Genomic DNA, 26,693 nt, shown 5'->3' with positions numbered 1-26,693 from the left:
TTCGCACGACCGCACGCGGACGGCGGCCTTTTCTACGGGGGTGGGCACACCGACCCGAAGGGTCGGCATCGGCGGAGTCTAGGCGAGTCCGCACCGATGGAACAACGCCCAGCATGGCACCGCAGTTCCTCGGGGGGCGAACCTCCGCGCCGTCAGGCCCCGAACAGGCCCTGTTGTCCACTTGATCCGCTCCCGCCGTGCTGCGGCGGGACAAGCCCCAGGTGAGCCCATGCGGCGGGGGTCGCGACCCGCCCCCGGGGGGTGCGCGCGAGCAGTCCTTCGCGTACGAGGAAGGGCTCGGCCACCTCCTCCACGGTCTCCCGCTCCTCACCGACGGCCACGGCGAGGGTGGACAGCCCGACGGGTCCGCCGCCGAACAGCTTGAGGAGCGCCTCCAGTACGGCCCGGTCGAGGCGGTCCAGCCCACGTCCGTCCACCTCGTACACCTGGAGGGCGGTTCCGGCCACCTCACGGGTGATCACTCCGTCGGCCCGCACCTGGGCGTAGTCGCGGACGCGGCGCAGCAGGCGGTTGGCGATACGGGGGGTACCGCGGGAGCGGCCGGCGATCTCGGCGGCGCCGGCGGGGTCGATCTCCACGTCGAGGAGGCCGGCGGAGCGGTGGATGACGCGTTCCAGCTCCTCCGGGGCGTAGAACTCCATGTGCCCGGTGAACCCGAACCGGTCGCGCAGCGGCGGCGGCAGCAGACCGGCCCGCGTGGTCGCCCCGACCAGCGTGAACGGCGGCAGCTCCAGGGGGATGGCGGTGGCGCCCGGCCCCTTGCCCACGATCACGTCGACGCGGAAGTCCTCCATGGCCATGTACAGCATCTCCTCGGCGGGCCGGGACATGCGGTGGATCTCGTCGAGGAAGAGGACCTCGCCCTCCTGGAGGGAGGAGAGGATGGCGGCGAGGTCGCCGGCGTGCTGGATGGCGGGGCCGGAGGTGATCCTGATGGGCGCGCCCATCTCGGCCGCGATGATCATCGAAAGCGTGGTCTTGCCGAGGCCGGGCGCGCCGGACAGCAGGACGTGGTCGGCGGTGGCTCCGCGCTGCCGGGCCGCCTTGAGGACGAGGTCCAGCTGCTGGCGGACCTTCTCCTGCCCGACGAACTCCCCGAGGTCCTTGGGCCGCAGTGCCGCCTCGACCGCGGTGTCCTCGCCGTCCGCCGCGGGCGCGACCAGCCGGTCCGGCTCGGCGGTGGTGCTGTCGTCGTCCCAGTTCACGGTGTCAGTCTGCCTTCTGCGTCTGTGCGGTGGTCGGTGCGGGGGCTGTGGCTGCGCGGGCTCCGTCCCCTACCCGCCCATTCTCCGTTTCCGGGGGCTCCGCCCCGGAGCCCCCGGGGAACGGTGGAAGAGGGGGTCCCCCGGGCGGAGTCCGGGGGAGGGTAGGGGACCGGCCCCGCGCAGCGGTACAGCGGGTCAGCGGGCCCGGTTCAGGGACTGGAGGGCGGCCCGCAGGAGCTGCGGTACGGGAGCCGAGCCACCGGCAGCGATGGCGGCCTCCGCCTGCGGCGTCACCGCCGACACCGCCTCCTCCGCATCGCGGGAGGCATAGCCGAGCCCGATCAGCGCGGCCGTGAGCTGCTCGGTCCAGGGCGCGGGCGCCGACGCGGCCGCGCGCTGGGCCCCGACCACGGGGGCGGCGGGCGCGCCCAGCTTGCCCTTGAGCTCCAGCAGCAGCTTCTGCGCGCCCTTGGGCCCGATGCCCGGCACCGCCGTCAGGGCCTTCGCGTCCCCTGCGGCGAAGGCCGCCCGCAGTGCGTCCGGGCTGTGCACCCCGAGCATCGCCTGGGCCACCCGGGGACCGACCCCGCTCGCGGTCTGGAGCAGCTCGAAGACCTGCCGCTCGTCGTCGTCGGCGAAGCCGTACAGGGTCAGGGAGTCCTCCCGGACCACCAGGGAGGTCGCCAGGCGGGCCGGCTCCCCCGTCCTCAGGCCCGCGATCGTGTTCGGGGTGCACTGCACGGCCATCCCCACTCCCCCGACCTCGATCACGGCCAGGGTGGGGGTGAGTGCGGCGACCGGGCCGCTGACGAAGGCGATCATCTACTTACGGCCTTTCGAGGCGTGCTGGGCGACCGCCCGCTGGAGGCGGTTCTGGGCGGGGGCCCGCCAGATGTGGCAGATGGCGAGGGCGAGGGCGTCGGCGGCGTCGGCGGGCTTCGGCGGCTCGGCGAGCCGCAGCAGCCGGGTCACCATGGATCCGACCTGCGCCTTGTCGGCCCGGCCGCTGCCGGTGACGGCGGCCTTGACCTCGCTGGGGGTGTGCAGGGCGACGGGTATCCCCCGGCGTGCGGCGCACAGCATGGCGACGGCGCTCGCCTGGGCGGTGCCCATCACGGTGGAGACGTTGTGCTGGCTGAAGACCCGCTCCACGGCGACGACGTCGGGCCGGTGCGTGTCGAGCCATTCCTCGATGCCCCGCTCGACGGCGACGAGCCGGTGGCCCAGCTCCGCGTCCGCGGGCGTCCGTACGACCCCCACGCCGAGCATGGTCAAGGGGCGGCCGGCGACCCCCTCGACCACGCCGACACCGCACCGCGTGAGCCCCGGGTCCACACCCAGTACGCGCACCGCACGCCCCCCTCTGCGCGATCACTGACATCGAAGAATCAGGCTATCGGGTGGCACTGACAAAGCGGCGGGCCGGCAGGACGTGTGTCCTGCCGGCCCGCCGAGAACGCCGAGCTCGCGGCAGCGCTACGCGTCGACCTTCTCCATGACCTCGTCCGAGACGTCGAAGTTGGCGAAGACGTTCTGCACGTCGTCGCTGTCCTCCAGCGCGTCGATCAGCTTGAAGATCTTGCGGGCGCCCTCTTCGTCGAGCTCGACCTGCATGGTCGGGACGAAGCTGGAGTCCGCCGAGTCGTAGTCGATGCCGGCTTCCTGGAGCGCGGTGCGGACCGCGACCAGGTCGGTGGCCTCGCTGATGATCTCCCAGGTGTCGCCGTTGTCGTTGACCTCTTCGGCACCGGCGTCCAGGACCGCGCCCAGGACGTCGTCCTCGGTGAGCTCGGCCTTGGGCAGCAGGATGACGCCCTTGCGGTTGAACAGGTACGACACCGAGCCCGGGTCGGCCATGGAGCCGCCGTTGCGGGTCATGGCGACGCGGACGTCGGAGGCGGCACGGTTGCGGTTGTCGGTGAGGCACTCGATGAGCACCGCGACACCGTTCGGGCCGTAGCCTTCGTACATGATCGTCTCGTAGTCGGCGCCGCCGGCTTCGAGGCCGCCGCCGCGCTTGACCGCGGAGTCGATGTTCTTGTTCGGGACCGACTGCTTCTTGGCCTTCTGAACGGCGTCGAAGAGCGTCGGGTTGCCGTCGATGTCGGCACCGCCCATACGGGCCGCGACCTCGATGTTCTTGATCAGCTTCGCGAAGAGCTTGCCGCGCTTGGCATCGATCACGGCCTTCTTGTGCTTCGTCGTAGCCCATTTAGAGTGGCCGGACATCCGCCTGTCTCCTTCGCGTAACCAACAGTGTTCGTCTCCGATCCTACCGGGACCGGGTCACAGCCCCGCGCGCACCATGTCGACGAAGTACGCGTGGACGCGGTCGTCGCCCGTCAGCTCGGGGTGGAACGAGGTCGCCAGGACGTTGCCCTGGCGGACGGCGACCGTGTGGCCGTCGTACGTCGCGAGCACCTCGGCGCCGCCGCCGACGGACTCGACCCAGGGCGCGCGGATGAAGACGCCCTCGACGGGTCCGCCCTCGATGCCGGCGAAGTCGATCTTGGCCTCGAAGGACTCGTTCTGCCGCCCGAAGGCGTTGCGGCGGACGATCATGTCGATGCCGCCCAGGGTCTCCTGGTCCTCACGGCCGTCCAGGAGCTTGTCCGCGAGCATGATCATGCCGGCGCAGGTGCCGTACACGGGCATGCCGGCGGCCACGCGCTCGCGCAGCGGCTCCAGCATGCCGAAGAGCACGGCGAGCTTCGACATGGTCGTGGACTCGCCACCGGGGATCACCAGGGCGTCGACCTCGGCGAGCTCCTCGGGACGCCGGACCGGCCTGGCCACGGCGTCCGCCGCGGCCAGGGCGATCAGGTGCTCCCGTACGTCGCCCTGGAGCGCCAGGACACCGATCACGGGGGTGTTCGTCATGTCGGGACTACCAGCCGCGGTTGGCGTAGCGCTCGGCCTCGGGCAGCGTGTCGCAGTTGATGCCGACCATGGCCTCGCCCAGGTTGCGGGAGGCGTCCGCGATGATCTTCGGGTCGTCGTAGAAGGTGGTGGCCTTCACGATGGCGGCGGCGCGCTTGGCCGGGTCGCCCGACTTGAAGATGCCGGAGCCGACGAAGACGCCCTCGGCGCCGAGCTGGCGCATCAGCGCGGCGTCGGCCGGGGTGGCGACGCCACCGGCGGAGAACAGCACGACCGGGAGCTTGCCGAGCTCGGCGACCTCCTTGACGAGCTCGTACGGGGCGCGCAGCTCCTTGGCGGCGGCGTACAGCTCGTTGTTGTCGAAGCCGCGCAGCTTGGCGATCTCGTTCTTGATCTGGCGCAGGTGGCGGACGGCCTCGACGACGTTGCCGGTGCCGGCCTCGCCCTTCGAGCGGATCATGGCCGCGCCCTCGGCGATGCGGCGCAGGGCCTCGCCCAGGTTGGTGGCGCCGCAGACGAAGGGGGTGGTGAACGCCCACTTGTCGGAGTGGTTGACCTCGTCGGCCGGGGTCAGGACCTCGGACTCGTCGATGTAGTCGACGCCGAGGGACTGCAGGACCTGGGCCTCGACGAAGTGGCCGATGCGGGACTTGGCCATGACGGGGATGGAGACGGCCTCGATGATCTCTTCGATCATGTTCGGGTCCGACATGCGCGCCACGCCGCCGTCCTTGCGGATGTCGGCGGGGACCCGCTCCAGGGCCATGACGGCCACGGCGCCGGCGTCCTCGGCGATCTTCGCCTGCTCGGCGTTGACCACGTCCATGATCACGCCGCCCTTGAGCTGCTCGGCCATGCCTCGCTTGACGCGCGAGGTGCCGATGGCCGACTCAGCGGACTGGGGAGTGGTGGGAAGCGTGCTCACGGAAATGACCTCACTCGAAGGGAATTCGGAAGGGGGCGGTTTCTACTGGCAGAGGAAACCCTGGCGGACCAGTCCACTGCAAGGGCCAATATGGAGCAGGTGGCTCCTCGACTGGTCCATTGCGGTCCATTGCGGCCTGTCGCGGCCCGGTGGGGATCTGCTAGTGCCGTGACCGGAAAGGTTTGCCGGGTCGCGTTGTCCGGTGCGGTGCATCGCAAGGCGGAGGGCCACGGCTCGTACTGGACGTACCGCCGTGGTCCGACAACGCGGCGAGGTGCCGTGCCGGGCAGCGCGACCCGGTGAACCCTTTCCGGTCACGGCACTAGGCGGGCCGGTCGGCGAGGTCGGCCGGGGGCTCGTCGTCCATCTCGAAGGCGAGCGGGAACGGGGCGTGCCCGGCCAGCCGGAACCATCGCACCTTGCGGTGCCTGCGCAGGGCTCGTGCGGCCCGTACGGCGTCGTTGTGGAACCGCCGCGCCATCGGCACCCGCCGCACGGCCGCCGCCAGGTCCTCCGCGGCCTCCACGCCCCCCGGTGCCGCCTTCAGCACTTCCACCTGGTCGGCGTCGGAGAACACCGCCCGCAGTGCCTGGCTGAGCTCGCTCTCGGCGACCTCCCGGTTCTCCTCCTCGGCCTGCCGGGCGGCGTGCGCGGCCTCGTACAGCACCAGGGAGGACGCGGGGTCCAGGGCCCCGGAGGTCGCCACCTCCAGCACCACGGAGGCCCGCCGCACGAGCTGCGCGTCGAGTGCGGCCCGCGAGGCGTCCATCCGCGAGTGCAGCCGGTCGAGCCGGCCTGCGGTCCAACTGAGGTAGACCCCGACCACTCCGAGAGCGAGGGCAATCCAGACAAGGGTTTCGATCACGGGCGGCGACACTACCGCTCCGCGGCGCCCCGCCGCCCATCAGCCCTGGCTGCGGCGCCGAACGCACCCTTAGGCTGCCTGATCATCACACCACTCGGGGGGATCATGGATTACGCGCGTTACCGCAGACCGTCGGCCTGGGTCCTGCTGGCACTGGCCGTCGTCCTCGTGGCGGTGGTCGGGATCGCCTTCCGCCAGGGCCGCGGCTCCGGCGGCCTCACCCTGCTCGCCGGGGTCGGTGAGTACCCCGTCGTACTGGGGTGGGTCGCCCTGGTCTCGCTGACCGGGGCCCTCCTGCTGGGGATGGCGAAGTCCACGGTGCGCCTCGTGCTGTGCACGACGCTGCTCGTCCTCGGCATCCCGTTCCTGCTCCTCGCGGGCCTCCTCTCGATGCTGGCCGGCCCGACCTGGGAGACGAAGAGCGAGGCGGCTCCCGGCCGGAGCGACCGGCGGCTCGTCGTGGAGCGGGGCACGGCCATGATCGACCCTCTCTGGTACGTCTACGTCGACCAGGGCACCTGGCCCATGCAGCGCCGCTGGGCCGTCGGCCACTTCAACGGCGACGACACGGACGACGAGCTGCGCGAGGCCGTGTGGACGGCCCCGGACCGGATCCGCATGACCACCGCCGGGGGCGAGGTCTTCGAGGTGACCGTCGCCCGCGGCGGGCGGCCCGACCGGGTCGCCTCCGCAGGCTGGTGAGCCGTCCCGCCCGTCAGGAGGACGGGTCGCGGGAGAAGCCCAGCCGGGTGCGGAGCGGGACGCGTTCGTCCGCGGCCACCGCCGCCGCGCCGTCCGTGACCGTCTCGTAGACCGCCAGGATGTCCGCCCCGACCGTGGACCAGTCGAAGCGGCGGACGTGGGCCGAGCCGCGGCTGCTGAGTTCCGCGCGGCGGGCCGGGTCGCGCAGGAGGGCGATGGCGCCTTCCGCGAGGGCGTCCGCGTTCTCGTTGGCGAAGAGGTCGCCCGCGCCGCCCTGGTCCAGGACCTGCGCGAAGGCGTCCAGGTCGGAGGCGAGCACCGCCGCGCCCGCCGAGAGGGCCTCGACCAGGATGATGCCGAAGCTCTCGCCGCCGGTGTTCGGGGCGACGTAGACGTCGACGCTGCGCAGCAGCCGCGCCTTGTCCTCGTCCGAGACCATGCCGAGGAACTCGACGCGGGAGCGGAGATCCACGGGCAGGGACGCCACCGCTTCCTCCTCGTCACCGCGGCCGGCCACCAGGAGGCGTACGTCCGGGCAGGCCTCCGCGATCTTCGGGAAGGCCGCCATCAGCACGGGCAGTCCCTTGCGGGGCTCGTCGATGCGGCCGATGAAGCCCAGGGTCTGCCCGGACCACTCGGGGTTCGGCTCCGCCTTGGCGAAGAAATCCACGTCGACGCCGTTGGGGATGACCACCGCGTCCCCGCCCAGGTGCTCGACCAGGGTGCGGCGCGCGTACTCGCTCACGGCGATCCGCGCGCTGATCTTCTCCAGCGCCGGCTGCAGGATCGGGTAGGCGGCGATCATCGCGCGCGAGCGCGGGTTCGAGGTGTGGAAGGTGGCCACGATCGGCCCCTGGGCCGCCCAGCAGGACAGCAGCCCCAGGGAGGGGGAGGCGGGCTCGTGGATGTGGATCACGTCGAAGGTGCCGTCGTGCAGCCAGCGGCGCACCCGGGCGGCGGAGAGGAACCCGAAGTTGAGTCGGGCGACGGAGCCGTTGTACGGGACGGGGACGGCCCGGCCGGCCGAGACCACGTAGGGCGGGAGCGGGGTCTCGTCGTCGGCCGGTGCCAGGACCGACACCTCGTGGCCGAGGCGGATCAGGTGCTCCGCCAGGTCGCGGATGTGGAACTGGACGCCGCCCGGCACGTCCCACGAGTACGGGCACACGATGCCGATCTTCACTACGGGCGCTCCTCCAGGTCGTCCAGCCACAGCCGCTGCAGCATGTGCCAGTCCTCCGGGTGCTCGGCGATGCCCCGGGCGAAGGCGTCCGCGAGCGCCTGCGTCATGGCGTCGGTCTTCTCGGCCCGGGTTCCGGTCCTCGGCACCTCCACCTCGGGGTGGATGCGGCCGTACATCTTCGGCGAGTCCCCGTAGTACAGGGTCACGGGGAGCAGGACCGCCCCCGTCTGCTGCGCCAGCAGCGCCGGCCCGGCCGGCATGCGCGCAGTCGAGCCGAAGAAGTCCACCTCGACCCCGGAGGCCGACAGGTCCCGGTCGGCGACCAGGCAGATCAGGCCGCCGGAGCGGAGCCGGCGGGCGAGGGTGCCGAAGGCGGCGCCGCCGCTGTGCGGCAGCACCTCCATGCCCAGGCTCTCCCGGTAGGCCACGAAGCGGTCGTAGAGGCTCTCGGGCTTGAGGCGTTCGGCGACCGTGGTGAAGGGGACGCCGAGGTGGCCGGTGACCCAGGCCCCGGCCAGGTCCCAGTTGGCCAGGTGCGGCAGGGCCGCGACGACCCCGCGCCCCGAGGCGATGGCCTCGCGCAGGATGTGGTCGTCCTTGAGCTGGACGTCCTCGCCGAACCGCTGCGGATCCATCGTGGGCAGCCGGAAGGACTCCATCCAGTACCGCATGTACGAGCGCATTCCGGCCCGCGACAGCTCGCGCAGCCGCTCGGGCGTGGCTTCCGGCACCACCCGGGCCAGGTTCGACTCCAGGCGCAGCACGCTCTTGCCGCGGCGCTTCCAGGCGTAGTCGGCGATGCGGCGGCCGAGGGCCACGGCGGCCGGCTCGGGCAGCTTCTTCACCCCGGCCCAGCCGAGCCCGTACACCGCGTCGACCAGCTTGTCCTGTGCCCTGCCCATCAGGCGGCACCGCCCTCGGCGGGCGAGGACGGTGAGGACGGGGAGGCCGCGTCTGCCTCCGCCGACTCGCGGCGCACGGTGACCACGCGCTGGATCAGCGTGATGAGCGAGCCCACCGCCACGATCCACAGCGCGATCGGCAGCAGCACCCCGATCCAGGAGGGCACGCCGAAGGTCTGCAGTCCGGACAGACCGGCCGCGACCAGCGAGATCACCAGGCGCTCGGCCCGTTCGACCAGGCCGTTGACGGCCACCGGCAGCCCGATCGACTCGCCGCGGGCCTTCGTGTAGGAGACCACCTGCCCGCTGGCCAGGCAGAAGATCGCGACCGCACACAGCGCGTTGTCGTTCCCGGACCCCGCGTACCAGAGCGCGAGGCCGCCGAAGATCGCCGCGTCCGCGACCCGGTCGAGGGTGGAGTCGAGGAAGGCGCCCCAGCGGCTGGAGATCCCGGCCTGGCGGGCCATGTTCCCGTCCACCAGGTCGGAGAAGACGAAGACGGTGATGGTGATGGTTCCCCAGAAGAACTCTCCCCGGGGGAAGAAGACCAGCGCTCCGGCCACCACTCCGGCGGTGCCGATCAGGGTCACCGCGTCCGGGCTCACCCCCCGCCGGAGCAGAAAAGCGGCGAATGGCGTGAGAACACGCGTGAAGAATGCACGCGCGTACTTGTTCAGCATGGCCTTCCCGGAGGGTCGCTGGGCCGCACGGCCACCACGGCCACCGGCTGGCCCATCGTAGCCAGCACGCCGCCCCGGGGACGCCGCGCACCCACCGGTTCCTTCCGCTTGTGGATCGCGCCGTGCCCGGCGACCCCCGCGGGGCCGCTCCGGGTACGACGTATGGACGCGGTGTGACAGCGGTGCAAAGCTCGAAGGACACCCACCTCCTCACCGTCACCACCGGGAGGCACGAGAATCATGGGAGCCACATCACACCAAGCCGGAGCCGCCGGCAGGGCACTGACGGCCGACCGGCCGAGCTCCATACGGAACGTCGTGCTGGTCGGCCACAGCGGATCCGGCAAGACCACACTGGTCGAAGCCCTGGCCCTGACCGCGGGAGCGGTCAACCGGGCGGGCCGCGTCGAGGACGGCGGGACCGTCTCCGACTACGACGAGATCGAGCACCGCCGACAACGCTCCGTCCAGCTCTCCCTCGTCCCCGTCGAATGGGGCGGGATCAAGATCAACATCTTGGACACCCCCGGATACGCCGACTTCGTCGGTGAGCTCAGGGCCGGTCTGCGCGCCGCGGACGCGGCCCTTTTCGTCGTCTCCGCCTCGGACGGCGTCGACGGCGCCACCCGCATGGTCTGGGACGAGTGCGAGGCCGTGGGCATGCCGCGCGCCATCGTCGTCACCCACCTGGAGGCCGCCCGCTCCGACTACACGCAGATGACCGCCGTCTGCGGCGAGATCTTCGGCGCCGACGACCCCGATGCCGTCATTCCCCTCTACCTGCCCCTGCACGGCCCCGCCGGGGCCGACGGCCACGCCCCCGTCACCGGCCTGCTCGGCCTGCTCTCCCAGCGCGTGTACGAGTACTCCTCCGGCTCCCGCGTGGAACGCGACCCCGATCCGCAGGAGCGCGCCCTCATCGAGGGCGCCCGCTCCCGCCTGATCGAGGGGATCATCGCCGAGAGCGAGGACGAGAGCCTCATGGACCGCTATCTGGGCGGCGAGGACATCGACGTCAAGACCCTCGTGGACGACCTGGAGCGGGCCGTCGCCCGCGGCACCTTCCACCCCGTCCTGATGGCGGCCCCCGCCGTCGAGGGGGCCAAGCAGGGCCTGGGCACCGTGGAGCTCCTCGAACTGATCACCGGCGGCTTCCCCACTCCCTCGGAACGCCCCGCCGTGAACGTCACCGCCCCGGACGGCTCCCCCCGCCCCGCCGTCACCTGCGATCCGGACGGGCCGCTCGTCGCCGAGGTCGTCAAGACCTCCTCCGACCCGTACGTCGGCCGCGTCTCCCTGGTCCGCGTCTTCTCCGGCACCCTGCGCCCCGAGGCGACCGTGCACGTCAGCGGTCACGGCCTGGAGGACCGGGGCCATGAGGACCACGATGTCGACGAGAAGATCGGCGCCCTGAGCTCCCCCTTCGGCAAACAGCAGCGCGTCCTGAACCACTGCATCGCCGGCGACCTGGCCTGCGTGGCCAAACTCACCCGCGCGGAGACCGGCGACACCCTCTCCGCCAAGGACGACCCGCTCCTCATGGAGCCCTGGACCATGCCCGACCCGCTGCTCCCCCTCGCCATCGAGGCCCACAGCAAGGCCGACGAGGACAAGCTCTCCCAGGGCCTGGCCCGGCTCGTCGCCGAGGACCCGACGATGCGGCTGGAGCAGAACCCGCACACCCACCAGGTCGTCCTGTGGTGCCTGGGCGAGGCCCACCAGGACCTCGCCCTGGAGCGGCTGCGCACCCGGTACGGCGTCCAGGTCGACGCCGTACCGCACAAGGTGAGCCTGCGCGAGACCTTCGGCGGCAAGGCCGCAGGACGCGGCCGGCACGTCAAGCAATCCGGCGGCCACGGCCAGTTCGCGATCTGCGAGATCGAGGTCGAGCCGCTCCCGCCGGGCAGCGGCATCGAGTTCGTGGACAAGGTGGTCGGTGGCGCGGTGCCCCGCCAGTTCATCCCGTCCGTGGAGAAGGGCGTACGGACGCAGGCCGCGCGCGGGGTGGCCGCGGGCTATCCGCTGGTCGACGTGCGCATCACCCTCCTCGACGGCAAGGCGCACTCGGTGGACTCCTCCGACGCCGCCTTCCAGACGGCCGGCGCGCTGGCCCTGCGGGAGGCCGCCGCCGAGGCCCGGATCGACCTGCTCGAACCGGTCGCCGAGCTCGCGATCCTGGTACCGGACGAGTACGTCGGCCCGGTCATGAGCGATCTCGCGGGCCGCCGCGGCCGGGTCGTCGGCACCGACCAGGCCGGTCCCGGGCGCACCCGGGTCCGCGCCGAGATCCCCGAGATCGAGATCGGCCGGTACGCGGTCGAGCTGCGCTCCGTGTCGCACGGTACGGGCCGCTTCGCCCGGGCCTACGCCCGGCACGAGCCGATGCCGCCACAGATCGCGGACAAGGTGCGCGAACAGACCGAGAAGGGAAGCAAGCTGACATAGTGTCGGGAAGGGCCGCCCGCCAACCCGCTTGCGGTGGGCGGCATTTCCCTGTCCCATGACCATGGGGCGGGATCCGCCGATAGGCTCGTCGGCGCACCAAAGAGCACGAACGCACAGCGATGGGGGCAGCGGTGGCGGACGACGGATTCGACTTCAGGCCCGGAGCGCAGATTCCTCTCCAGGGCGGTGGCGGGCAGACGGCGGCGACCAACGCGCTGGCCTCGGCCGCGTACCGCGACGGCGGCGGTGACACGAAACTGGCGACGATCCTCACCGCCAACAGCGAGAACCACCCCGCCACGGTCAAGCCCGGCAAGATATCGCTCTTCGAACCCAACCTCGGCGAGGCCTTCTGCCGGGCCGTGGAGGCCCGCACCCTGGGCGCCGGCCGCAAGCCGCTCATCCAGTCCTTCGGGGCCGACCCGCAGACGGTCGTCGAGCACTGCCTGGCGGCCACCCGCATCCGCAAGGAGCGCGACAGCAAGCTCCGGCTGATCATGCTGGTCTGCGGTGTGCTGTTCCTGCCGGGGCTGCTGCTGTGGCTGGGGCTCTTCCAGCTCCGCAAGACGCTCGCCGACAGCGAGGGCAAGCGCGCGTCGTGGATGGGCACGGCGATCCTGGTCGGCATCGCCGTGGTGGTGGCGGTGCTGATGTTCCGGCTGCCGCTCACCGGCTTCCTCGGCCTCTACCTGCGCGGCATGGTGATCGCCCCGGCGCTGGGCTGGCTGCTCGCCCGCCGGCTGTGCGAGTCGACCGCCGCGGACCTGCGCTCCCGCTGGGACGGGCTGCTGGCCGGTGACGGGATCGGCGCGAAGATCCCGGAGGCCGTGCCGGGCAACCCCGACGAGAAGGCCCGCGAGGACCTGCGCCACCAGCTCGCCAAGCTGACCGCCGAGGACCGGAGCAACCAGGTCTTCTACGCGGGGCCCAAGGGCATCCTCGGCATGGGCACCCGCTGGGGCAGCTGGCAGATGGCCGAGGAGCTGGCGCCCATGACCGACGGCGCCGAGATCCACCCCTTCCGCAGCTGGGACGTCATACGCGCGATCGACACCCAGCTCCGCAAGCTGGAGCGCGGCCCCCTGCACACCGGAGGCTTCCCGACCGCCGCCATCCAGCACTGGATCGTCACGCCGATCGGCGAGGGCGCCGCAGAGGTGGCCCGCCCCTCCGGCGAGAACATCGACAACTTCCTGATCAAGCCGCACGAGATCACCCGGATCTGCAACGAGCAGCAGTTCAGCTCCGGCAACCGGCACTACCTGGGCATCCAGTACCCGCTCTGGGACGGCCAGCTCGTCATCAACATGCTGGTCACGGTCACCGTGCTCTACAAGACGCTGCGCGTGGACGTCACCGCGCACGCGCTGGGCCCCGTGCACGGCCTGTTCACGACGAAGTCGAAGGCCCCGGTGGTGGAGGTCCCCAAGAGCATCCGCTTCTGGGAGACCGTCGAGCGCCCGCAGCCGCTGGTGGACGCCAGCGAGGTCGTACGCCTCGCCGTCCGGGCCCCGCTGACCTGGTTCCCGCCGGTCCTGGACTACCTCGGCGGGAAGCTGGTCCTGCCCGAGCCCTTCGGCATCCGGCACGTCTGGGCCGGCTCGATGTGGCGCCACCGCTTCATGGCCGACGACGCCCTGCGCACGGTGGCCCCGGTGCTCCGCGCGGTCCACGCCGCGACGTTCAAGGTCCTCGAGGAGAACGGCGTCGACATCGACCGCTTCACCAACCGCTCCTCGATCATGAGCGGCCTCATCCAGGAGCCGGCCCCGCGCAAGGCCGACGTCTACGACGCGTAGGCGGGGCGCCCGGTTAGGCTGAAGTGATCCCCCGAGGAGGCAGCATGACGGAGCGCAAACCGCCTGGCGTGGACGTCGAGTCCTGGGTGGACCGGCAGATCAGGGAGGCCGCCGACCGCGGCGAGTTCGAGGAGCTGCCGGGCTTCGGCAAGCCGCTGGCCTCGCTGGACGCGCCCTACGACGAGATGTGGTGGATCAAGGGGAAGATGCACCGCGAGGGCTTCGCCGCGCTGCCGCCCGCGCTGGCGCTGCGCAAGGAGGCCGAGGACGCGCTGGCGGCGGCCCGCGCGGCCCGCTCCGAGCGGCAGGTGCGGGCGATCCTCACCGGGATCAACGAGAAGATCGCCGCGGCCCTGTGCATGCCGCCGCAGGGCCCGCCGCTGAACCTGGCCGAGTACGACGTCGAGGACGTGCTGGAGCAGTGGCGCGCGGCGCACGCCGCCTGAGCGCTCCGCCGCACCCGCCGCCCTCCGCGCGCCGCCGTCCGAGGGTCAGTCCGTGGGCCAGGCGTCCGCGAGCATCTGCCGGGTGTCCGCGAGGAGCTGCGGCAGGACGCGGGTGTGGCCGACGATCGGCATGAAGTTCGTGTCCCCGCCCCAGCGGGGCACGATGTGCTGGTGCAGGTGCGCGGCGATGCCGGCCCCCGCCGCGCTGCCCTGGTTCATGCCGATGTTGAAGCCGTGCGCCCCCGAGGCCTTGCGCAGCGCGACCATGGCCCGCTTGGTGAGGTCCGCCAGCTCGGCGGTCTCGAGGGCGTCCAGATCGGTGTAGTCGGCGACGTGCCGGTACGGGACGACCATCAGGTGCCCGCCGTTGTAGGGGTACAGGTTGAGCACCGCGTAGACGTGCTTGCCGCGGGCGACGACGAGCCCGTCCGTGTCCGACATCTCCGGAATCCCGCAGAAGGGACACCCGTCCCCGGCCTCGGGGCCGGTGGGCTTGTTCTCGCCCTGGATGTAGGCCATCCGATGCGGGGTCCACAGGCGCTGGAACCCGTCATGCGTACCAACGCCGTTCTGCTGCTCCGGCTCACTCGTCATGGCGGCAAGCATATGACCTTGCCGGTACGGACGGAGAAGGCCCCCGGAAAGTGATCACTTTCCGGGGGCCCTTCGGGTCGTGCGGGTCCGTCAGACCTGGACGCGGTCCGCGACGACCTTGGCCAGCTTGGCCAGCGCCTCGGCCTTCGGGATGCCGTTCTCCTGCGAACCGTCGCGGTAGCGGAAGGAGACGGTGCCCGCCGCCATGTCCTCGTCACCGACGATGATCATGAACGGGACCTTGAGCTTCTGGTGGTTGCGGATCTTCTTCTGCATGCGGTCGGAGGAGGCGTCCACCTCGACCCGCAGGCCCTGCTTCTTCGCCTCGGCGGCGAACTCCTGCAGGTACTCCACGTGCCCGTCGCCGATCGGGATGCCGACCGCCTGGACCGGGGCCAGCCACGGCGGCATGGCGCCCGCGTAGTGCTCCAGCAGTACGGCGAAGAACCGCTCGATCGAGCCGAACAGCGCACGGTGGATCATGACCGGCCGCTGGCGGGTGCCGTCGGGCGCGGTGTACTCCAGGTTGAAGCGCTCCGGCAGGTTGAAGTCGAGCTGCACGGTCGACATCTGCCAGGTACGGCCGATGGCGTCGCGCGCCTGCACGGAGATCTTCGGGCCGTAGAAGGCCGCGCCGCCCGGGTCGGGGGTCAGCGGGAGGCCCTGCTTCTCGGCGACCTGCTGGAGGACGGCGGTCGCCTCCTCCCACACCTCGTCCGAGCCGACGAACTTCTCCGGGTCCTTGGTGGACAGCTCCAGGTAGAAGTCGGTCAGACCGTAGTCGCGCAGCAGGTTCAGCACGAAGGTGAGCGTGCGGTCGAGCTCCTCCGCCATCTGCTCACGGGTGCAGTAGATGTGCGCGTCGTCCTGGGTGAAACCGCGGGCGCGGGTCAGGCCGTGCACCACACCGGACTTCTCGTACCGGTACACGGTGCCGAACTCGAAGAGGCGCAGCGGCAGTTCACGGTAGGAGCGGCCGCGCGCGTCGAAGATCAGGTTGTGCATCGGGCAGTTCATGGGCTTGAGGTAGTAGTCGGTACCACCGTCGAGCTGCATGGGGGGGTACATGCCCTCCGCGTACCAGTCCAGGTGGCCGCTCTTCTCGAAGAGGGCGCCCTTGGTGGCGTGCGGGGAGTAGACGAACTCGTAGCCCTCCTCCTCGTGCCGGCGGCGCGAGTAGTCCTCCATGGTCCGGCGGATGATGCCGCCGCGCGGGTGGAAGACGGCGAGGCCGGAGCCGATCTCGTCCGGGACGGAGAAGAGGTCGAGCTCGTTGCCGAGCTTGCGGTGGTCGCGCTTCTCGGCCTCGGCGAGGAAGTCGAGGTGCGCCTTCAGCTCGTCCTTCGACGGCCACGCGGTGCCGTAGATGCGCTGGAGCATCGGGTTCTTCTCGCTGCCGCGCCAGTAGGCGGCCGCGTTGCGCATGAGCTTGAACGCCGGGATGTTGCGGGTGGTGGGCAGGTGGGGACCGCGGCAGAGGTCCTTCCAGCACAGCTCGCCGGTCTTCGCGTCGAGGTTGTCGTAGATGGTCAGCTCGCCGCCGCCCACCTCGACGTTCGCGCCGTCGTCGGTCGACGCGGAGCCCTTGATGCCGATGAGCTCCAGCTTGTACGGCTCGTCGGCGAGCTCCTCGCGGGCCGCCTCGTCGGTGACCACGCGGCGGGCGAAGCGCTGGCCGCGCTTCTGGATCTCCTGCATCTTCTTCTCGATGGCCTTGAGGTCATCGGGGGTGAAGGGCTTGGCGACGTCGAAGTCGTAGTAGAAGCCGTCCCGGACCGGCGGGCCGATGCCCAGCTTGGCCTCGGGGAAGAGCTCCTGCACGGCCTGCGCCATGACGTGCGCGGTCGAGTGGCGCAGGATGTTCAGGCCGTCCTCGGAGGAGATCTCCACCGGCTCGACGGTCTCGCCGTCCTTCACCTCGTAGCTGAGGTCCTTGAGCTCGCCCGCGACGCGCGCGGCGACGATGGTGCGCTCGCCGGCGAAGAGCTCCGCCGCCGTAGTGCCCGTGGCCACCACGCGCTCGTCCCGCTCGGAATCGCGTTGGATGATCACACGGACGTCTGACACCGGTCTCTCCTGACTCAGGGGGTGCGCTAGCGAACACTGCGCGCCTGAATCGTACCGAGCGGAGCGGCCGCGCCGCTAAACGGTTACCGGGGGCCGCTCGGGTGGCGGCCGCGGGTAGCGTGATCGGCATGCGGACACGACTGCTGGACCTGGGCGACGACGACGTCGCGGAGGCGGTGCACCGGATCGGGCGGGCCGCGTACGCGGTGGAGGCGGAGATCATCGGCTTCGACGGCATACCGGCGCTGCGCGAGAGCCTCGCCGAGATGCGGGCGCGGGAGCTGAGCTGGGTCGGCGCCTTGGCCGGGGGCGGGGAGATCGTCGGCTTCATCGCGTGGGAGGAAGCCGGCGTCGGGGGCCTGTGTGTGGACCGGCTCTGCGTGGACCCCGGCTGGTTCCGCCGGGGTGTCGCGTCGCTGCTGCTGGGCCGGGTGCCGGACGACCGCCCCGTCACGGTGTCGACGGGAGCGGACAACGCGCCCGCCGTGGCGCTGTACGAGCGGTTCGGCTTCGCCCGCGGCGAGGACTTCTCCCCCGTCCCCGGCCTGCGCATGGCTTCCTTCTCCCGCCCGGGGCCGGGCACGCCGTAGGGCCTCCTGGGGCCCGGGCCTGCCGGACCGCCGCCGGGAGGCGCCCCGGGCATGGCCGACTACTCGTCCGACGGGTCGAAGGTCGTGTCCAGGGACTTCATCAGCCGGTCCCGCTCGACCTCGTCCAGCGGTACCGGGGTCACCTCAGCCGCGTGGGTCAGCCGCCGGAACCCGCCCCGGCGGTGGAGGCGGCCCGTCAGCCTGATCGGCAGGCCGACCAGGTGGGCGTGGCCCGCGACCCGGTACGACTCCTCGTCCAGCTCCGCCCGGACCGAGGCGAGGTCCGCCCCGGCGAGGACCCGCAGCCGGACCGTCCCGCCGCCGCCCGGTGCCGAGCGCCGCATCCGTACGACCGTGCCCACGATCCGGACCGTGACGGCCGGCTCGTCTTGGGTGTAGCGGGCGGCGGCCTCCCTCAGTACCGGGAGGTCGCCCGGGGAGAACTCCACGGGCTCCGGCCGGGCCGCGCATCCCGCGGGGACCCCGGCGGCCGGTGCCCACGCGAGCGTGACCCGGGCCCCCTCAGCACCCCGGACCAGGGCGATGAGCCCGTCCGCGAGCTCCCGGCTGACCCCGGCCTCCACGGCCGCGTCGAAGGCCTCCATGCCGCCGGTGGCCCGCCGGTAGTCCACGGCCTCGCGGGCCGCGTGCAGGGCGTGGTGCAGCCGCTTCACCGTGCCCCGGCCCCCGTCCACCGGCACGTACGCGGTGAGCCTGCGGCCCCCCGGTGAAGGGCCGACCAGCACCCCGTCCAGCGCCCGTTCGGCCTGGCCGCGGTGGCGGGCTCCGTAGTAGCCGGCCCGCGCCCGGTCCGCCAGCGCCCCGGCCAGCAGCAGCCGCCGGGCCGCCGAGCGCAGCTGCTCCTGCGCCGTCCAGTCGGCCTCGCCCTGGAGCCCCTGCGGCCCCTCCGGGATCTCCCGCTCCCAGCGGACCTCGTCGCTGGGCACGCTCAGCCCGTACAGCACCTCGCGCGCCGAGGGCAGCCCGCTGCGCGAGAGGGCGGTGAGCGCCTCCTCCAGCAGGTCCGCGCAGTCGGGGAAGGTGCGGTTCTCGGGGACGAGCAGGCTCGTGCCCGCGCCGGCCGGGGGCGTCCAGCGGCCGTACCGCCCGGCGGCCCCGCCGCGCCGCAGCCAGCCGTGCCGGTGCAGGAGGGCGCCGAGGACCGCGGGGTCGACCTGTCCGGGGTCGGGCACGGCGGGGTCGTTGAAACCGGGCGGCGGCAGCGGTTCGAGGTGCGGCGGGTTCCAGTGCATCAGGGTGTCCCTCCCGACCCGACCCGGGTCATGATCTCGCACAGCGCACGGTCGTCGAAGATCCGCGTGGTCGGGATCCGTACGGTGGTCCGGCGCCGGCCGGTCACGGGGTGTCCCGCGAGGTTGGTCCAGTAGCAGCAGTGCCGCAGGTCGAGCCGGTCGTGCCCGGCGGCGAGCCACTGCTCGCGCTCCCGGGGGACCAGCATCACGACGAGGATCTTGTGGACGGCGACCGGGGTGCGGGCCAGCTTCACCAGGTGCTCGTTGTCGAGGGTGAAGGAGAAGGTGGGCCCGGCCGGCCGGGGCGGTATCTGGTAGGTCGCCTTGAGCTGCACCTTGATGGTGACCTCGTCGTCGACGACGTGCTCGGGGGCACCGTGGCTGACGTGCCAGTCGATCCCGTTGTCCGGAAAGGGCTGTGAGAGCGAGCAGCCGGCGGCGGCCGCGACGGCGTGCAGGTATCCCACCTGGAGGGTCTCCATGCAGGCGGTGGTGGCGAGCGTGCCGCGCAGCGGTCCGGTCGGCGCACCGGACCGTCCCTGCAGCACCCCGCCCTGTTCGGGCTGCGCGAGCGCCATGGCCGGCTCCCCATGCCTTCCGGGCTCTGCCGTCTGTGGTGGGTGGGGTGACGACCGGTCATGTGTGCGGTCCCCCAAGGGTGTTGTCTCCGTACCAGGGCCACCGCAAACGGCGTACGCGCCGAAGAGCACGGGTATCACCATGCGGGCGAAGGTGGCGTGATCCGAGTGCGCCCCATCCGCCGACCGGGGACGAGGAGTTCGCCATGACACGCTGGTACGAGGGCCCGCTGGCCGCATTCGACACGGAGACCACCGGAGTGGACGTCGAGCAGGACCGGATCGTGTCCGCCGCGCTCATCGTCCAGGAGTGTGCGGGGGGCCGGATCCGCACCACGCGCTGGCTGGTCAATCCCGGGATCCCGGTGCCCCCGGGCGCCACGGAAGTGCACGGGCTGACCGACGAGCACCTCCAGCGCAACGGCCGCTGGCCGGCGCCGGTGGTGGAGGAGATAGCCCGGGCGCTGGGTGAGCAGCAGGTGGCGGGGCGCCCGGTGGTGGTGATGAACGCTCCCTTCGATCTGACGCTCCTGGACCGGGAGTTGCGCCGCCACCGGGCCTCCTCGCTGGCCCGGTACCTGGACAACCGGCCGCTGACGGTGCTGGATCCGCGCGTCCTGGACAAGCACCTGGACCGGTACCGCAAGGGTCGCCGAACGCTGACGGACCTGTGCGAGCACTACGGCATCGAGCTGGAGGGCGCCCACGACGCGGCGGCCGACGCGCAGGCCTCGCTGGAGCTCGTACGGGCGGTGGGCCGCCGGTTCGCGGCCCGCCTGGAGCGGCTGACCCCGGCGGAGCTGCATACGCTGCAGGCGGTGTGGCACGCGGCACAGGCGCGCGGTCTGCAGGCGTGGTTCGCGCGCCAGGGGACGCCGGAGCCGGTGGACCCGCACTGGCCGCTGCGGCCGGACCTGTCGACGGCGGCCTAGCCCCGAAAATGCGGAAGGCCGGTCCGTGGATAAGACGGACCGGCCTGTCCCGGTGGGCGATACTGGGATCGAACCAGTGACCCCTTCGGTGTGAACGAAGTGCTCTCCCGCTGAGCTAATCGCCCGGGAACGCACTGAACAATACAGAAGACTTGGGGACGGTTCAAACCGCCTCCGGGCGCCCTGCCAGCAGCGCCTCCAGGCCATGCCGTCCGGCCCGCATCATCAGGGCGTGGTTGAGCCGGAACACCGGCCGCCCCGGCAGCGCGAGCCGGCGCATCACGGGCTGGCGCACCTCGACCTCCTGCTCGTAGAGGGCCCGGGTGCGCGGAGCGCCCCCGGCGGCGCTCCGGGGCCGTACGGTCCAGCGCGCCCAGCCGTCGAGATCACCTCGCAGGGCCACCTCCAGGACCCGCCGCCGGGGGTCGCGCAGCAGCTGGGTGGCGGTGACGTGGAGGGACCAGGGCAGCAGCGAGCGGATGGTCGCGGTGCCGCTGCGCTCGTCGAGCTCCTCGACCCGGCGGATCTGGGGCCACCACCGCGGGTAGTCGCCGGGGAGTTCCAGTACGGCGAAGACCCGCGCGGGCGGGGCGTCGAGGTCCCACACGCTGCGGAAGCGGTAGCGGTTCCAGCGGTCCCAGCGGCTGCGGTCCATGGATCCAGTGTGGCGCGCGGCGGGTGCGCACGGGTGCGGTTCGCGCGTACTCAGGGCACATCTGAGTACGTACGCCCATGTCCTGACCGCGTGACCGGCGCCACACTCCGGATATGAACACGCCCCTGCCGCCGGCCGAGGAGCTGGCGCTCATCGACCGCGAGTTGGTCCAACTCGACTCCCGTCGCCAGTACTTGCTGGCCCGCAGGGACTGGCTGCTGCGCCTGCTGTACGCGGCGGGGCCGCCGCCCTCGCCGGCCGCCGCGGGCTTCTCCCCGGGATCGACTCCGGTGTCCGGGCCCGCGAAGGACGCTTCGGCGCCGAGTGCGCAGAACGTGCTCCTCACCCTCGGCGCCGTCCTGCTGGCCGTGGCCGCGCTGGCGTTCACGCTGGTCAGCTGGGGCTCGCTCGGGATCGCCGGCCGCTGCGCGGTGCTGGGCGCGGTGACCGCCGCGGCGCTCGCCGCGCCCGTGCCGCTGCTGCGGCGGGGGCTGCGTTCGACGGCGGAGTCCGTCGCGGCGGTGGGGCTGCTGCTCACCGTGCTGGACGCGTACGCGCTGTACGTCGTCGCCGCCCCGGAGGTCGACCCCCGGGCCTGGACGGCGGGGGCCGCCGCGGTGCTGGCGGCGGCGTGGGCCGGCTACGGGGCGGCCCTGCGCGGGCTGCGGATCCCGCTGCCCGCGGCGGTGCTGGCGGCGCAGCTCCCGCTGCCGCTGGCTGCGCTGGCCGCGCAGGCGGGCCCGCTGGAGCTCGCCTGGGCGCTGCTGGCGACGGCCGCGCTGGACGCGGCGCTCGCCCTGCGGCTGCGCTGGGCGGCGCTGCCGGCGGCCGTGCTGGGCCCGGGGGCGCTGCTGACGGGCGTGTCCGAGTCCTGGTCGGCGGCTTCGGCGGCCGCGGCTCTGGCTCCGGCGGCGCTGCTGCTGGCGGGCGCGGCCCTCGGGGTGGCGGCGGCCTGGCGGGAGCCGCGCGCGGGGGCGGCGGCCGTGGTGGGCGGCCTGGCGGGGGTGGCGGCGCTGGGGGGCGTGGCCCGGCCGGAGCTGTCCCCCGCCTGGGCGGTGGTGGCGTACCTGCTGGTCGCACTGGCCCTGGTGGCGACCGTACGGGCCCACGCGCTCCCGGCGCCGGTCCGGCACGGGCTCGCCCGGGCCGGGGCGGGGGTGGCCGCCCTGGCGGCGCTGCTGTCCGCGGCTCCGGCGGCGGCGGCGCTGGCGGCCCGGGCCGGGGTCCTGGCGGAGGTGTGGGCGGGGACGACCCCGGGCGCCGGTCCGTCCGGGACGGGGGCGGCGCCCGCGGTGGCGCTGCTGCTGACGGCGGGGGCCGCCTGGTGGCTGTCGCGGACACTGTCGCGCCCGGAGCCGGCGGCGGTGGCGGCGGTGCTGGCGTGGGCGGGGCTGTTCACGGCCCCGGTGCTGCTCGGTCTCCCCGTGGCGGCCGTGTTCGCGACGCAGCTGGCGGTGACGGGCGCGGCCGGGGTGCTCGCGCTGCGGGCGCCGGCCATGGCGACGGGTGCGGCGGCGGGCATCTGCGCGCTGGCAGGGGCCGTGAACGTGTCCCTGGGCGCGCTGGACGGCCGTACGGCGACCTTTGCGGTGTGGGGGCTGCTGTGCATGCTCGGCGCGGCTGCGGCGGCGTACGGGCCCGCGCCGCGCTGGGCCCGTGCCGGGGCGGCGGTCTGCGCGGTCGGCCATGCCACGGGGCTGCTGGCGGCCTCGGCGGCGCTGGCGGACCTGGCGGTGGTGTGGTGGGCGCTGCCGGTGCTCGCGGCCCCGGCAGCAGTGGCCGCGCTCGGGCCCCGGCTGGGCGGTGTCCGGCTGCCCGTGGAGATCGCGGCGGGCGTGGCGGGCACCATGGCGGTGGCCCTGTCGGCCGGGCGGGCGGGGACGCTGGCGCTGGTCCTGGCGCTGCTCGGGACGGTCTGCGCGGGGGCGGCGGTCCGGCCGGAGCGGCGCGTGCTGGGCTGGGCGGCGGGGGCGCTGTTCGTGGCGGCGGCCTGGGTCCGGCTGGCCGATGCCGGAGTCACGGCGCCGGAGGCCTACAGCCTGCCGGTGACGCTCCCGGCCCTGGCGGTGGGCGTGCTGCGGCGGCGCAGGGATCCCGCGAGCTCGTCCTGGACGGCGTACGGTCCCGGGCTGTCGGCCACGCTGTTGCCGAGCCTGCTGGCGGCCTGGGCGGATCCGGAGTGGGTGCGCCCGTTGCTGCTGGGGCTGGCGGCCCTGGCGGTGACCCTCACGGGTGCCCGGCGGCGGCTGCAGGCGCCGCTGCTGCTGGGCGGCGCGGTGCTGGCGGTGGTGGCGCTGCACGAGCTGGCCCCGTACGTGGTGCAGGTGGCGGGGGCGCTGCCGCGCTGGGTGCCGCCGGCGATGGCGGGACTGCTGCTGCTCGCGGTGGGCGCGACCTACGAGAGGCGGCTGCGCGACGCGCGCCGGCTGCGGGACGCGATCGGCCGGCTGGCGTGACACCGGCGGGCCGGGCGGGGAAACACCCGAGGCCCGGAGACTGTGAAGTCTCCGGGCCTCGGGTCCGGGTGGGCGATACTGGGTTCGAACCAGTGACCCCTTCGGTGTGAACGAAGTGCTCTCCCACTGAGCTAATCGCCCGGACGCACCGCAAACATTACCGCATGTCAGCGGTGCCCCCTGACCATCACTGGTCCTTGATGTTCCAGGGCAGGACGAGCCCGTACTTCCACAGGTAGAAACCGATCAGCGCGGCCGCGATGGCGAGGCCCACGCTGGTCAGGATGATGTTGCGGCGGCGGACCTTCGGGTCGAGTGCCTTCTGGGCCGCCTCGGTCACCTTGCGCTTGGTCCAGCGCAGCACGAGGTGGGCCCAGGCGAACTCGGTGGCCCAGATCGCCAGGCCCGCGAAGATCGCCACCCAGCCCGGGCCGGGCAGTACGAGCATCGCGATGCCCGCGCCGATGACGGCCAGGCCGACGACGAAGACGCCGACCTGCCAGCTCAGGTGCAGGCTGCGGTTGGCCTTGATGAAGGCGGGTGCCTTCGACACGTGCGGCGTCTCTTCGGCGCCGTCGCCGTCGGCCGCCGCGCCGGTTCCGGTCGGCTCTGCGGGCTTGCCCGTCTCGTGGTCACTCCCCGTATTCATGGAGTCGAATCTACCCGAGGGGCAAGCACACGTGAACGGCGGTTTGGATCCGCCGTCCGAGGGACCCAGAGGTCCGCAAAACGGTCAGAGGGGTTTACAACGGCACCGTAGGTGGCATGTCGATTTCGCCGACGTGCGAATCCCCGAGCGCACACTGAGCGAAAGGCCCTGGCGCTTATGAACACCACGGTCAGCTGCGAGCTGCACCTGCGCCTCGTTGTGTCGAGCGAGTCCTCACTGCCTGTTCCCGCGGGCCTGCGGTATGACACGGCCGACCCCTACGCCGTGCACGCCACCTTCCACACCGGCGCCGAGGAGACGGTCGAATGGGTGTTCGCCCGCGACCTCCTCGCAGAGGGCCTCCACCGGCCCACCGGAACCGGAGACGTCCGCGTCTGGCCGTCCCGCAGCCACGGTCAGGGGGTCGTCTGCATCGCCCTGAGCTCACCGGAGGGAGAAGCACTGCTCGAAGCACCCGCCCGAGCACTGGAGTCATTCCTCAAGCGGACGGATGCCGCGGTCCCACCGGGGACCGAACACCGGCACTTCGACCTCGACAAGGAGCTCTCCCACATCCTGGCCGAGAGCTGAGCCAGCCCTACACCCGCGCGACACCGTCCGACTCGGGGCGACGGTGTGTGCCGGACAACCGCATACGACGTGCCGGCGCTGTCCCCGCGGGAGCCACCCGCGTGGACGGCGCCGTTGCGCGTCCGGGGGCCACGCCTGCGACGCGGAGCACCCCTTTTGGAGGAACCCGCTAGAGTCGGCCCCCAGCGACGGCAGAGGTCGTCGCCGCAGGCCCGGCCCTTGAGGGAGACCACCGTGCAGATCCCCCACGACACCCGTCGCGCGCTCGACGTCGTCGTCGCGCTGGTGAACACCTCGGCCGAGGCGGATCAGCCCGACGCGCTCGCGGACCTCGGTGCGCTGCGCGCCTTCGTCCAGGAGCACTCGATCAGCGACGTCGGCGAGCTCGGCGACCGCGACCTCGCGGGCGTGCGGACGGTGCGCGGCAAGTTCGCCCAGGTCTTCGCCGCACCGGACCCGCGCACCGCGTCCGCGCTGATCAACGAGCTGGTGGCGACGGCGGGCACCACCCCGCGGCTGACCGACCACGACGGCTACGACTGGCACGTGCACTACTTCGCGCCGGGCGCGTCGGTGGGCGACCACCTGGCGGCCGACGGCGGCATGGCCCTGGCCTTCATCGTGGTCTCCGGGGAGCAGGAGCGGCTGCGCCGCTGCGAGGCCCCGGACTGCCGGCGCGCCTTCGTGGACCTCTCCCGCAACCGCTCCCGGCGCTACTGCGACAGCCGCACCTGCGGGAACCGGCTGCACGTGGCGGCGTACCGGGCCCGTCGCAAGGGGGCCGACACGGGACCCTCAGAGCAGGAAGAGATCGTGCACGGCGGCCAGCAGCAGCAGGACGCCGATCACCGCTAGGAAGATCATCAACGGCGGCTGGGACAGGGCGAAGAGGCAGCCTCTCGGCTCCTCGGCAACGGAGGCGGGCGCCGGCGCGGGAACCGTCGGCTCACCCTGCGATGTCTCGAGCATGTCGGGGCGATGATGGCGCAGCGCACCGCCGGCGACCCTTCAACACGCCAATGTCCGTGCGGGAGTTCGCCCGATCTCGTGGATCACGCCGGGATCCGGGGACTTCGGCTCAGATGCCGTGCTTCTTCAGGATGGCCTCGATGTCCGAGAAGTCGTCCCCGGCGGCGGGGGCCGGCGGCTTCCGGGCACCGGCGGCGCCCCCGGTTCCGAGGGAGGGCGCGGAGGCGGCCGGGGCGACGGCCCCGGGAGCGCGGCCGGCCTTCTTCCCCAGGCCGCGGCGTTCGACGGCGCGGGTGGTGAACAGGAGCAGCCAGGCCAGCCCGAGGAGCCCGAAGCCGATCCAGACGGTCGGGTCGAAGGCGATCCCGGACACCCACTCCACCAGGCCGGTCAGCACGAGGGCGACCGGCACCAGCGAGTACGCGGCGATCCGCGTGGCGGCCAGGAACCGCTTGCGGTAGGCGGTCACCGCGGCGATGCCCAGCCCCGCCGCGGACACCGCGGAACAAATGGTCTCGGCGAGCATGCGGTCCTCCGGCTGTTCGACGGCTGGGCGATCTGTCCCATCCATCGTGCACCGGCCCCCGCCCCGGCGGCCAGGCCCGGGGCCGCCGCCGGGCGGATCTCCGGGACATCTCGGGGTCGCGCCTCATCCCTGGGGACCGGGTCCGGGGGGAACGGGCGCGTCCGGGGGCTGGGAGACTGGGGACATGACCGATTCCGTGATCCTCGACGTCTGGTGCGAACTCCAGTGCCCCGACTGCCACAGCGCGCTGGACGACGTGCGCGCCCTGCGGGCCCGCTACGGCGACCGGATGGACATCCGGCTGCGCCATTTCCCGCTGGAGAAGCACAAGCACGCCTTCGCCGCGGCACAGGCCGCCGAGGAGGCCCTGGAACAGGGGAACGGCTGGCCCTACGCGGAGGCCGTACTGGCCAGGACCGCTGAGCTGGCCGAGCGCGGCGAGTCGGTGCTGCTGGACGTGGCGCGTGAACTAGGCCTGGACGTCGAGGAGTTCGACACCGCCCTGATCGACGGGCGGCACATCCTGATCGTCGACGCCGACCAGGCCGAGGGCAAGGCGATCGGCGTGACCGGCACCCCGACGTACGTGATCGACGGCGAGCGCCTCGATGGCGGCAAGAGCCAGGAGGGCCTGCGCGCACGTATCGAGGAGATCGCCGACCGCCTGCTGGCGGAGTCCGCCGGGGCCTAGACGAGTAAGTCCGAAGTCCTGGTCAGTGGTCGTAGGCGATCAGTGATCGTGTGATCGGTGTTCCGGTGGCCCGGTTGTGCCAGATCGCC

Annotated in this window: 28 protein-coding genes and 2 tRNA genes; 10 read left to right on the top strand and 20 right to left on the bottom strand. The window is 72.6% G+C overall.

From position 1 onward, the window contains the following. Positions 1-152: 152 nt before the first annotated feature. From ruvB to ACZ6Y1_RS28675, 7 genes are all read right to left on the bottom strand, one after another. A complete protein-coding gene (gene ruvB, locus ACZ6Y1_RS28705; RefSeq protein WP_469636061.1) occupies positions 153-1,226 on the bottom strand; it encodes a Holliday junction branch migration DNA helicase RuvB in 1,074 nt (357 codons plus the stop codon). Positions 1,227-1,421: 195 nt separating this feature from the next. Then, on the bottom strand, positions 1,422-2,048 hold the full coding sequence (gene ruvA / locus ACZ6Y1_RS28700; protein ID WP_469636058.1) for a Holliday junction branch migration protein RuvA: 627 nt from the start codon (positions 2,046-2,048) through the stop codon (positions 1,422-1,424). Continuing rightward, the gene (gene ruvC / locus ACZ6Y1_RS28695) at positions 2,049-2,576 is read right to left on the bottom strand and encodes a crossover junction endodeoxyribonuclease RuvC (RefSeq protein WP_469636055.1); all 528 of its coding nucleotides are present in this window, start codon (positions 2,574-2,576) and stop codon (positions 2,049-2,051) included. Positions 2,577-2,702: 126 nt separating this feature from the next. Beyond that, positions 2,703-3,455 carry a YebC/PmpR family DNA-binding transcriptional regulator gene (locus ACZ6Y1_RS28690; RefSeq protein WP_469636052.1) on the bottom strand — a complete coding sequence of 251 codons (753 nt, stop codon included), beginning with the start codon at positions 3,453-3,455 and terminating at the stop codon, positions 2,703-2,705. A 57-nt stretch (positions 3,456-3,512) separates the two neighbouring features. Then, positions 3,513-4,106, bottom strand: coding sequence for a pyridoxal 5'-phosphate synthase glutaminase subunit PdxT (gene pdxT / locus ACZ6Y1_RS28685; RefSeq protein WP_469636049.1), 594 nt, complete (start codon positions 4,104-4,106; stop codon positions 3,513-3,515). Between the two features lie 7 nt (positions 4,107-4,113). Continuing rightward, complete coding sequence (gene pdxS / locus ACZ6Y1_RS28680; RefSeq protein ID WP_365033999.1) at positions 4,114-5,031, bottom strand: pyridoxal 5'-phosphate synthase lyase subunit PdxS; 918 nt, start codon at positions 5,029-5,031, stop codon at positions 4,114-4,116. Positions 5,032-5,353: 322 nt separating this feature from the next. Next, on the bottom strand, positions 5,354-5,896 hold the full coding sequence (locus tag ACZ6Y1_RS28675) for a LemA family protein (RefSeq protein ID WP_376659693.1): 543 nt from the start codon (positions 5,894-5,896) through the stop codon (positions 5,354-5,356). 105 nt (positions 5,897-6,001) lie between these two features. Here ACZ6Y1_RS28675 and ACZ6Y1_RS28670 point away from each other — a divergent pair, with 105 nt between their 5' ends. Then, on the top strand, positions 6,002-6,598 hold the full coding sequence (locus ACZ6Y1_RS28670; protein WP_469636043.1) for a hypothetical protein: 597 nt from the start codon (positions 6,002-6,004) through the stop codon (positions 6,596-6,598). A gap of 13 nt (positions 6,599-6,611) precedes the next feature. Here ACZ6Y1_RS28670 and ACZ6Y1_RS28665 read toward each other — a convergent pair whose 3' ends face one another. Genes ACZ6Y1_RS28665 through pgsA form a run of 3 tightly spaced genes read right to left on the bottom strand, consistent with a single transcriptional unit; the run spans position 6,612 to position 9,363 of the window. Next, on the bottom strand, positions 6,612-7,781 hold the full coding sequence (locus ACZ6Y1_RS28665; RefSeq protein ID WP_469636040.1) for a glycosyltransferase family 4 protein: 1,170 nt from the start codon (positions 7,779-7,781) through the stop codon (positions 6,612-6,614). Then, entirely contained in the window at positions 7,781-8,683 is a 903-nt protein-coding gene (locus ACZ6Y1_RS28660) for a phosphatidylinositol mannoside acyltransferase (RefSeq protein ID WP_469636035.1), read from the bottom strand. Before ACZ6Y1_RS28660 ends, ACZ6Y1_RS28665 begins: the two co-directional genes overlap by 1 nt. Next, positions 8,683-9,363, bottom strand: coding sequence for a phosphatidylinositol phosphate synthase (gene pgsA / locus ACZ6Y1_RS28655; RefSeq protein WP_469636032.1), 681 nt, complete (start codon positions 9,361-9,363; stop codon positions 8,683-8,685). The genes ACZ6Y1_RS28660 and pgsA overlap by 1 nt, the downstream gene beginning before the upstream one ends. 240 nt (positions 9,364-9,603) lie before the next feature. Here pgsA and ACZ6Y1_RS28650 point away from each other — a divergent pair, with 240 nt between their 5' ends. The 3 genes from ACZ6Y1_RS28650 (at position 9,604) to ACZ6Y1_RS28640 (ending at position 14,053) form a co-directional block, all read left to right on the top strand. Further along, positions 9,604-11,808 (top strand): elongation factor G-like protein EF-G2, encoded by a 2,205-nt coding sequence (locus ACZ6Y1_RS28650; protein WP_469636029.1) that lies wholly within the window; start codon positions 9,604-9,606, stop codon positions 11,806-11,808. A 131-nt stretch (positions 11,809-11,939) separates the two neighbouring features. Continuing rightward, a complete protein-coding gene (locus tag ACZ6Y1_RS28645) occupies positions 11,940-13,607 on the top strand; it encodes a hypothetical protein (protein ID WP_469636026.1) in 1,668 nt (555 codons plus the stop codon). Positions 13,608-13,651: 44 nt separating this feature from the next. Beyond that, positions 13,652-14,053, top strand: coding sequence for a DnaJ family domain-containing protein (locus ACZ6Y1_RS28640; RefSeq protein WP_469636023.1), 402 nt, complete (start codon positions 13,652-13,654; stop codon positions 14,051-14,053). A 45-nt stretch (positions 14,054-14,098) separates the two neighbouring features. Here the strand turns inward: ACZ6Y1_RS28640 and ACZ6Y1_RS28635 are convergent, their stop codons facing one another. Both ACZ6Y1_RS28635 and thrS read right to left on the bottom strand, forming a co-directional pair. Continuing rightward, positions 14,099-14,659: an HIT family protein gene (locus ACZ6Y1_RS28635; RefSeq protein ID WP_469636020.1), complete on the bottom strand. Its 561-nt coding sequence runs from the start codon at positions 14,657-14,659 to the stop codon at positions 14,099-14,101. A gap of 78 nt (positions 14,660-14,737) precedes the next feature. Further along, entirely contained in the window at positions 14,738-16,714 is a 1,977-nt protein-coding gene (gene thrS / locus ACZ6Y1_RS28630; RefSeq protein ID WP_469636016.1) for a threonine--tRNA ligase, read from the bottom strand. A gap of 128 nt (positions 16,715-16,842) precedes the next feature. On the opposite strand from thrS, the gene ACZ6Y1_RS28625 reads away from it, so the two are divergent. Beyond that, positions 16,843-17,304, top strand: coding sequence for a GNAT family N-acetyltransferase (locus ACZ6Y1_RS28625; protein WP_469636013.1), 462 nt, complete (start codon positions 16,843-16,845; stop codon positions 17,302-17,304). 59 nt (positions 17,305-17,363) lie between these two features. On the opposite strand, the gene ACZ6Y1_RS28620 is transcribed toward ACZ6Y1_RS28625, so the two are convergent. Both ACZ6Y1_RS28620 and ACZ6Y1_RS28615 read right to left on the bottom strand, forming a co-directional pair. Continuing rightward, positions 17,364-18,557 (bottom strand): hypothetical protein, encoded by a 1,194-nt coding sequence (locus ACZ6Y1_RS28620; protein WP_469636010.1) that lies wholly within the window; start codon positions 18,555-18,557, stop codon positions 17,364-17,366. Beyond that, entirely contained in the window at positions 18,557-19,135 is a 579-nt protein-coding gene (locus ACZ6Y1_RS28615; RefSeq protein ID WP_469636006.1) for a DUF4365 domain-containing protein, read from the bottom strand. The genes ACZ6Y1_RS28620 and ACZ6Y1_RS28615 overlap by 1 nt, the downstream gene beginning before the upstream one ends. A gap of 206 nt (positions 19,136-19,341) precedes the next feature. Here ACZ6Y1_RS28615 and ACZ6Y1_RS28610 point away from each other — a divergent pair, with 206 nt between their 5' ends. After that, complete coding sequence (locus ACZ6Y1_RS28610; protein WP_376659680.1) at positions 19,342-20,067, top strand: 3'-5' exonuclease; 726 nt, start codon at positions 19,342-19,344, stop codon at positions 20,065-20,067. A 53-nt stretch (positions 20,068-20,120) separates the two neighbouring features. Here the strand turns inward: ACZ6Y1_RS28610 and ACZ6Y1_RS28605 are convergent. After that, positions 20,121-20,192: transfer RNA gene (locus ACZ6Y1_RS28605), tRNA-Val, on the bottom strand. A gap of 38 nt (positions 20,193-20,230) precedes the next feature. Beyond that, entirely contained in the window at positions 20,231-20,722 is a 492-nt protein-coding gene (locus tag ACZ6Y1_RS28600) for an SRPBCC family protein (RefSeq protein ID WP_469636003.1), read from the bottom strand. Positions 20,723-20,835: 113 nt separating this feature from the next. Here ACZ6Y1_RS28600 and ACZ6Y1_RS28595 point away from each other — a divergent pair, with 113 nt between their 5' ends. After that, a complete protein-coding gene (locus ACZ6Y1_RS28595) occupies positions 20,836-23,178 on the top strand; it encodes an SCO7613 C-terminal domain-containing membrane protein (RefSeq protein ID WP_469636000.1) in 2,343 nt (780 codons plus the stop codon). Positions 23,179-23,247: 69 nt separating this feature from the next. Here the strand turns inward: ACZ6Y1_RS28595 and ACZ6Y1_RS28590 are convergent. Then, positions 23,248-23,319: transfer RNA gene (locus ACZ6Y1_RS28590), tRNA-Val, on the bottom strand. A gap of 46 nt (positions 23,320-23,365) precedes the next feature. Beyond that, positions 23,366-23,827: a TIGR02611 family protein gene (locus ACZ6Y1_RS28585; protein WP_469635997.1), complete on the bottom strand. Its 462-nt coding sequence runs from the start codon at positions 23,825-23,827 to the stop codon at positions 23,366-23,368. 177 nt (positions 23,828-24,004) lie between these two features. On the opposite strand from ACZ6Y1_RS28585, the gene ACZ6Y1_RS28580 reads away from it, so the two are divergent. Together ACZ6Y1_RS28580 and ACZ6Y1_RS28575 are read left to right on the top strand one after the other, a co-directional pair. Beyond that, complete coding sequence (locus ACZ6Y1_RS28580) at positions 24,005-24,418, top strand: SsgA family sporulation/cell division regulator (protein ID WP_030011909.1); 414 nt, start codon at positions 24,005-24,007, stop codon at positions 24,416-24,418. Positions 24,419-24,652: 234 nt separating this feature from the next. Further along, positions 24,653-25,273, top strand: coding sequence for a CGNR zinc finger domain-containing protein (locus tag ACZ6Y1_RS28575; protein WP_469635994.1), 621 nt, complete (start codon positions 24,653-24,655; stop codon positions 25,271-25,273). Here the strand turns inward: ACZ6Y1_RS28575 and ACZ6Y1_RS28570 are convergent. Both ACZ6Y1_RS28570 and ACZ6Y1_RS28565 read right to left on the bottom strand, forming a co-directional pair. After that, on the bottom strand, positions 25,214-25,387 hold the full coding sequence (locus ACZ6Y1_RS28570) for a hypothetical protein (RefSeq protein ID WP_384756314.1): 174 nt from the start codon (positions 25,385-25,387) through the stop codon (positions 25,214-25,216). The genes ACZ6Y1_RS28575 and ACZ6Y1_RS28570 overlap by 60 nt on opposite strands. Positions 25,388-25,496: 109 nt before the next feature. Then, positions 25,497-25,913: a hypothetical protein gene (locus ACZ6Y1_RS28565; protein ID WP_469635990.1), complete on the bottom strand. Its 417-nt coding sequence runs from the start codon at positions 25,911-25,913 to the stop codon at positions 25,497-25,499. A 184-nt stretch (positions 25,914-26,097) separates the two neighbouring features. Here ACZ6Y1_RS28565 and ACZ6Y1_RS28560 point away from each other — a divergent pair, with 184 nt between their 5' ends. Beyond that, positions 26,098-26,604, top strand: coding sequence for a DsbA family protein (locus tag ACZ6Y1_RS28560; RefSeq protein ID WP_469635986.1), 507 nt, complete (start codon positions 26,098-26,100; stop codon positions 26,602-26,604). The last annotated feature ends 89 nt before the right edge of the window (positions 26,605-26,693 follow it).

The organism is Streptomyces sp. NPDC053432 (genome assembly GCF_055585365.1).
Note: the sequence above shows the minus strand (reverse complement) of the source record. Positions and strands in the feature narration are given on the sequence as shown.